General features: G+C 66.3%; 1 protein-coding gene. It reads left to right on the top strand.

All coding sequences use genetic code 11. The features are described from left to right. A protein-coding gene (locus ACTT8P_RS38295; RefSeq protein WP_442836401.1) for an IS3 family transposase occupies positions 1–1,170 on the top strand; the annotation gives its coding sequence in 2 pieces (ribosomal slippage) (positions 1–257 and positions 257–1,170; 1,171 coding nt annotated over the 2 pieces). This gene is flagged as partial in the annotation.

The raw sequence follows: 1,170 nt of genomic DNA, 5'->3' as shown, positions 1-1,170 counted from the left end.
TGAGCTGCGCAAACGAGCGGTCCGCATGGTCGCCGAGGTCCGCGGTGACTATCCGAACGAGTCAGCCGCCGTGAGGGCGGTCGCCCAGAAACTCGGGATCGGTTCGGCCGAGACCCTGCGGAACTGGGTGAAGCGGGACGAGATCGATTCCGGGAAGCGTCCGGGGACGACCACGGAGGAGTCCGCGCAGATCAAGGCGATGAAGAAGGAGATCGCCGAGCTGAAGCGAGCGAACGACATCCTGAAGGCTGCGGCGTCTTTCTTCGCGGCCGAGCTCGACCGGCCACACACTCGCTCGTAGCGTTCATCGACGAGCACCGGGCCCGCTTCGGCGGTGTCGAGCCGATCTGCCGCGTGCTCACCGAGCACGACTGCAAGATCGCCCCCTCCACCTATTACGCCTACCGCAAGCGACTCCGGGCCCCGTCCGCCCGCACGGTTCGCGATGCCGAGCTGAAGCCGCTCATCCGGGAGATCTTCGAGTCCAACTACCGTGTCTACGGGGCCAGGAAGGTCTGGCGCGAGCTGCACCGCCGGGGCCACGTCGTGGCCCGGTGCACCGTTGAGCGCCTGATGCGGGAGCTCGGCGTCTTTGGCGCGGTTCGCGGGAAGAAGGTCATCACCACGATGGCGGACAGCTCCGTCGAGCGGGCGCCGGACCTGCTGGATCGCAAGTTCGTCGCGCCGGCTCCGAACCGCTGCTGGGTCGCGGACTTCACGCACGTCAGCACCTGGTCAGGAGTCGTCTACGTCGCCTTCGTCGTGGACACTTTCTCCCGCCGGATCGTCGGCTGGGCCGCCGCCCTGTCGAAGGAGACACGGCTCGTCCTGGACGCCCTGGACATGGCTCTATGGCAACGCGACCGCGACGAACAGCCTTATCAGCGGGGCGAGTTGATACATCATTCCGATGCCGGGTCGCAATATACGAGTTTCCGGCTCGCCGAGCACCTGGGCGCCGCCGGCATCGCGGCCTCGATCGGCTCGGTCGGCGACGCCTACGACAACGCCCTCATGGAGAGCACGATCGGCCTGTTCAAGACCGAGCTGATCAAGCCCCGACGCCCATGGAAGACGCTCTCTCAGGTCGAACTCGCCACCGCCGAGTGGATCGACTGGTACTGCCATCGCCGACTCCACGGTGAGATCGGGCACATCCCACCAGTCGAA

This window comes from Streptomyces sp. JW3 (assembly GCF_052216785.1).
Classification (GTDB): Bacteria; Actinomycetota; Actinomycetes; order Streptomycetales; family Streptomycetaceae; genus Streptomyces.
This window is presented reverse-complemented; position numbering and strand designations above follow the sequence as displayed.